The organism is Streptomyces sp. NPDC048275 (assembly GCF_040652275.1).
GTDB lineage: Bacteria > Actinomycetota > Actinomycetes > Streptomycetales > Streptomycetaceae > Streptomyces.
The window spans coordinates 1-6506 of the sequence record NZ_JBEZLR010000191.1 but is presented as its reverse complement, the minus strand read 5'-3'; the positions used below and the strand labels follow the sequence as shown (position 1 = coordinate 6506).

1 protein-coding gene is annotated in these 6506 nt (G+C 72.7%); it reads left to right on the top strand.

From position 1 onward, the window contains the following. A partial coding sequence (locus AB0D57_RS46770; RefSeq protein ID WP_362088623.1) for an amino acid adenylation domain-containing protein occupies nt 1-6506 on the top strand: 6506 nt, incomplete at both ends.

The window sequence follows — 6506 nt, the reverse complement described above, 5'->3', positions numbered from 1 at the left end:
CGGGCCCCGCGCACCGCGCAGGAAGAAATCCTCTGCCACCTGTTCGCCGACACCCTCGGCCTCGACCACATAGGCATCGACGACAGCTTCTTCGACTTCGGTGGAGACAGCATCATGTCGATCCAGCTGGTCAGCCGGGCCCGTCGGGCCGGAGTGGCCATCTCGGCCCGCGACATCTTCGAGCACAAGACCGTCGAGGCGCTCGCGGCGATTGCCGAAACGGCAGCCGGTGAGCGGGGAAGCACCGGGGCGGTGGACAACGAGGGCGTCGGTGCCGTGCCGCTGACACCCGTCATGCACTGGCTGGCCGAACGTGGGGGACCCGTCGCCCAGTTCCATCAGTCCGTCGTGCTGCGTGCACCGGCGGCGTTGGACAGCGAACGGCTGATCACCGCCGTACAGACGCTGGTCGATCAGCATGACGCGCTGCGCCTTCGGCTGCGTACGGAGGGGGAGTGGGCCTTGGAGGTCGTGGCGCCCGGCGCCGTGCCCTCCGCGGCGTCCGTGGTGCGGCGGGTGGAGGCCGTCGCGGTGGACGATCGGGCGCTGGACGCGCTGATGGTCGCCGAGGGAGAGCGGGCCCGGCGCGCGCTGGACCCGGCGACGGGGGCGTTGGTGCGGGCGGTCTGGTTCGACCGTGGCCGTGATCGGCAAGGGCGGCTGCTCCTGGTCGTGCATCACATGGCCGTGGACGGTGTGTCCTGGCGCATCCTGGCGCAGGACCTGGAGGAGATCTGGCAGGCCCTGGCCGAGGCGCGTGAACCGCGGGTTCAGCCGGTGGGCACGTCGTTCCGGAGCTGGGCGCGTCAGCTGGTCGAGGCCGCGCCTGCCCGGGAGGCGGAGCGGGCGCTGTGGGAGCGGACCGTGGCCGGGCCCGACCCGCTGCTCGGCGACCGTCCCCTGGACCCGGCGCTCGACACCTTCGCCACGGTGGGCCGGCTCGAACTGCGGCTTCCCGTCGATGTCACGGAGACCCTGCTGGGTGTGACCCCCACGCTGTTCCGGGCGCGGGTCGACGAGGTTCTGCTGGCCGCGTTCGCGACGGCCGCGACGCAGTGGCGACGGGGGCACGGTGACCCGCGGGCCACGGATGTCGTGATCGACCTGGAGGGGCACGGACGCGAGGAGCACGTCGTGTCCGGGGCCGAACTGTCCCGTACCGTCGGCTGGTTCACGAGCATTCACCCGGTCAGGCTGGCGCCAGGAACGTACGAGCCCGGCGACGGGCGGAGTGACGCGGCCGTGCCCGGAGCGGCACTGAAGCGGATCAAGGAGCAGCTGCGTGCCGTGCCCGACAAGGGCATCGCGTACGGGCTCCTGCGTTACCTCGTCCCGCAGGGTGCGGGATCAGGTCGGGAGATGCCGGCCGGCCGACCGCAGATCGGCTTCAACTACCTGGGCCGGTTCGCGGCGGCGGACACGGCCACCGAGGCCGCGGACTGGACGGCCGTACCGCTGGCCGGGGCGACGGAGGACCCCGAACTCGCCCTCGCGCACACGGTGGAGGTCAACGCGGCCACTCACGACGGCCCGGACGGGCCCGAGTTGGTCGCCTCCTGGACCTGGGCCGGCGGGTTGCTCGGCGAGGAGAGCGTACGGGCCCTGGCCGAGGGCTGGTTCCGTGCGCTGCGCGCGCTGGCCGAAGACAGCCGGACCCCGGGTGCGGGCGGCCTCACGCCGTCCGACGTACCTCTGGCCAGGGTGACCCAGGCCGATCTCGAAACCCTGGAGGCGGAACGCCCGGGTCGCCCGGGACGCGCCCTGGAGGACGTACTGCCGCTGTCGCCCCTGCAGGAAGGGCTGTTCTTCCACAGCGCGTACGACGACTCCGCGCCCGATGTCTACACGGCGCAGCTGGCCATCGACATCGAGGGAACGCTCGACGCCGGCGCCCTGCGCGCGGCCGCACGGGACGTGCTGACGCGGCACACCGCGCTGCGGTCGGCGTTCCGCAGGACCGCTGCCGGGCACGCCGTGCAGGTGGTGGTGGCCGAGCCGCCACTGCCGTGGCGCGAGGTGGATCTGACGCACCTGGACGAAGCGGATCGGGCGGCGCAGGCAGCAGGCGTTCTCGAGGAGGAGTACGGCAGCCGGTTCGACCTCGGCAGGCCGCCACTCCTGCGCTTCGTCCTGCTGCGGCTGGGCGTGGAGCGGTGGCGTCTGGTGCTGACGAATCATCACATCGTGCTGGACGGCTGGTCGTTGCCGGTGCTCGTGCGGGAGCTGCTCGCGCTGTACGCGGCGCACGGAAGCGGCCGTGGTGTAGACGGCCGTGGTGTCGATGGCCGTGGTGTCAACGGCCGCGGTGCCGATGGCAGCAGTGTCGATGGCGCGGAGCTGCCACGGGTCCGCCCCTACCGTGACTATCTGGGGTACCTGGCCGGCCGGGACCGGGAGGCCGCCCGAGCGGCGTGGCAGGCTGCCCTGGCGGGGCTCGACGAGCCCACCCTCGTCGCCCCGGCGCAGCCGGGGCGGGCCGCTCTCGCTCCGGAACGGCTGGAGTTCGCCCTCTCCGAGGAGGACACGGCGGCCCTCGCCGCGCGGGCCCGGTCGACCGGTGTCACCCTCAACACCTTGGTCGAGGCCGCCTGGGCCGTCGTCGTCGGCCGGCTCACCGGGCGGGACGACGTCGTCTTCGGCGTCACGGTCTCCGGCCGCCCCGCCGACCTGGACGGCGCCGAGGACATGGCCGGCCTGTTCATCAACACCCTTCCGCTGCGGGCCCGGCTGCGCCCGTGGGAGAGCACGGCCGCGTTCGTCGGGCGGCTGCAGCGCGAACAGGCGGCGCTCCTGGACCACCAGCACCTGGGTCTCACCGAGATCCAGTCGCTCACGGGCCTGGGCGAACTCTTCGACACCTCCATGGTCTTCGAGAGCTACCCGCTCGACGCCGCCGCCCTCGGCGAACTGGCGGGGCACTCGGGACTGACGCTGACCGGAGCCGCGAACCGGGACGCCACGCACTATGCCCTCGCGCTGGTCGCTGTGCCCGGCGGCGCCGGTCTGGCCTTCCGGCTCGACCACAGGCCTGACCTGTTCGACGACAGGGGCGCGCGATCGGTCGCCGAGCGACTCCTGGGCGTACTGCGCGACCTCGCGTACCACCCGGACCGGCCGGTCGGAGGCATGGACGCGCCCGCCCCCGCGGAGCGCGAGCGACTCGGCGCCACCTGGAGCGGGCCGACGCGCGACCTGGCCGCGGCCACCCTGCCGGAGCTGTTCCGCGCCCAGGCCCTGCGCACTCCCGACGCACACGCGGTGGCCCACGAGGGCACCGTCCTGTCGTACGCGCAACTCGACGCGGTCTCCGACCGGCTGGCCGCCAGGCTCGTCGCGGCGGGTCTCGGCCCCGAGCGTGTCGCCGCGGTCTCCCTGCCGCGCTCCGCCGATCTGATCGTGGCGATGCTCGCCGTCATGAAGGCCGGGGCGGCCTATCTGCCGGTGGACCCCGACTACCCCGCGGACCGCATCGCGTACATCCTCGGCGACGCCGCGCCCCGCCTGCTGATCACCACGGGCGCGCTGAGCGAGCGCCTCGGCCCGGTTGACCCGGTTGACCCGGTTGACCCGGTTGACGCGGTTGACGCGGTTGACCAGGTCGGCCCTGTCGATGCGCCCGCCTCCGGGTTGCCGCGCCTGCTGATCGACGACGACCATGCCGACGTACGCGGTGCGGGTGACGAGCATGCCGACGCGCGCGGTGCGGGTGACGAGCATGCCGACGTACGCGGTGCGGGCGACGAGCACGCCGACGCGCGCGGTGCGGCTGACGGCCGCGGATCGGTGCCCGTCCGTGCTCTGCGGCCCTCCAACCCGGCCTATCTGATCTACACCTCCGGCTCGACCGGTCGCCCCAAGGGCGTGGCCGTCACGCACGGGGGGCTGCCCAGCCTCGCGGCCGCGCAGATCGAGGCGTTCGCCGTCGAACCCGACAGCAGGGTCCTGCAGTTCGCCTCGCCGAGCTTCGACGCCTCCGTCTCGGAGGTCTGCATGGCGCTCCTCGCGGGCGCCTGCCTGGTCCTCGCCCCGCAGGAGCGGCTGATGCCGGGAGCGCCGCTGGCCGCTCTGCTCGACGAGCAGCGGGTGACCCATGTGACGCTGCCGCCGTCCGCGCTGCCCTCGCTCCCCGAGGACGCGATGGGCTCGGTCAAGACCCTGGTCGTCGCGGGCGAGAGCTGCCCGGCCGACCTCGTGGAACGCTGGTCCCGCGGCCGCCGGATGCTCAACGCGTACGGCCCCACGGAGGCGACGGTCTGCGCGACGATCAGCAGCCCGCTGACCGGACGCGTCGCTCCACCTGTCGGCCGACCGGTCACCAACTCCCGTACGTACGTGCTTGATTCAGCCCTACGTCCCGTCCCCGAGGGCGTCACCGGGGAGCTGTATCTCGCCGGAGCCGGTCTCGCCCGCGGCTACCTGGGCCGACCCGGTTCCTCAGCGGAGCGCTTCGTCGCCGACCCGTTCGGCCCGTCCGGCGCCCGCATGTACCGCACCGGCGACCTGGCCCGGTGGACCTCCGACGGCGAGCTGGAGTACCAGGGGCGCGTCGACGACCAGGTCAAGGTCCGTGGTTTCCGTATCGAACTCGGCGAGGTGCAGGCCGCGTTGACCTCGGCACCACAGGTCGACCAGGCCTTCGTCATGGTCCGCGAGGACCGGCCCGGCGACCGGCGCCTGACCGCCTACGTGGTGCCGCGAACCGGGACGGCCGCCGACCCCAGGACGCTGCGCACGCACCTGGGCACCACCCTGCCCGCCCACATGATCCCGTCGGCGTTCGTCTCCCTCGAGGTGCTCCCGCTGACCGCGAACGGAAAGGTGGACCGCAGAGCCCTGCCCGCCCCCGAGCTCGGCGGTGTCACGACGGGCCGCAGGCCGCGCTCCCCACAGGAGGAGATCCTCTGCGGGCTGTTCACCGAGGTACTCGGTGTCCCCGAACTCGGCATCGACGACAGCTTCTTCGACCTGGGCGGCCACTCGCTGCTCGCCACCCGCCTCATGAACCGGATCCGCTCCACCCTCGGCGTCGAGGTTCCGGTCCGCCGGCTCTTCGAGAACCCGACGGTGGCGGGCCTCGCCGCCGCACTGGCAACCGCCGAGGGTGCCGGTGCGCCGCTGGTCGCCGGGGAACGCCCCGAGCGCGTCCCCCTGTCCTTCGCCCAGCAGCGGCTGTGGTTCCTCAACCGTTTCGACGGACCGAACCCCACCTACAACCTGCCGACCGCCCTGCGTCTGACCGGCGCCCTCGAACGCGACGCGCTGCGCGCGGCGCTGACGGACGTCGTCAACCGCCACGAGAGCCTGCGCACGGTCTTCGTGGAGGACTCCGCCGGGGCCCATCAGGTGGTGCTCGCCCCGGAGCAGGCGCTCCCGGAGCTGTTCGTCGAGCGGGTCGCGGCGGGCGAGTTGGAGGACCGCCTCACCGAAGCGGCCCGGTACGGCTTCGACCTGGCGACGGACCTCCCTGTGAAGGCATGGCTGTTCGAGGTCTCCGCCAGTGAGCACGTCCTGCTCGTCCTGATCCACCACATCGCCGGCGACGGCTGGTCGATGGGGCCCCTGGCGCGCGACCTGACGACGGCATACGCGGCCCGGTGCGCACAAACCGCGCCGGCGTGGGTCCCGCTGCCGGTCCAGTACGCGGACTACGCCCTCTGGCAGCGGGAGGTGCTCGGCTCGGAGGACGACCCCGACTCGATGATCTCCCGCCAACTCGCCTACTGGGGACAAGAGCTGGCCGGGCTGCCCGCCGAGCTGGAACTGCCCGTGGACCGTCCACGCCCGTCCGTCCCCTCCCACCGGGGCGAGTCGGTTCACCTGACTGTCCCCGCCGCACTGCACCAGCGCATGGAGGAGCTGGCACGGGAGCATCAGTGCAGCACGTTCATGGTGGTGCAGGCCGCGCTGGCGGTGCTGCTGTCCCGGCTGGGGGCGGGCACCGACATCCCGATCGGCTCACCCATCGCCGGACGCACCGACGACGCCGTCGAAGACCTCGTCGGATTCTTCGTCAACACCCTCGTCCTGCGCACCGACCTGAGCGACAACCCCACGTTCACCCAGCTCCTGGCCCGCGTCCGCGAAACCGACCTCGCCGCCTACGCCCACCAGGACATCCCCTTCGAACGCCTCGTCGAGATCCTCAACCCCGAACGGTCGGCCTCGCGCCACCCCCTCTTCCAGACCGTCCTGGAGTGGAACAACGACGAAGAGCGCGCGGCGCTCGACACGGTGGCGCAACTCCCCGACCTGACGGTGGCGCCGGAGCGTGCCGCCACGGGCGCGGCGAAGTTCGACCTCGTGTTCCACCTCTCGTCGGTCCGAGACGCTGATGGCGGCGCCGGTGGGCTGAAGGGGGAGGTGGAGTACAGCGTGGATCTGTTCGATCGTGCGTCGGTGGTGGTGCTGGCGGAGCGGTTTGTGCGGGTGTTGGAGGCGGTGGTGGGTGATCCGTCGCGGCCGGTGGGCCGGGTGGAGGTGTTGTCGCGGGGGGAGCGGGACGGGCT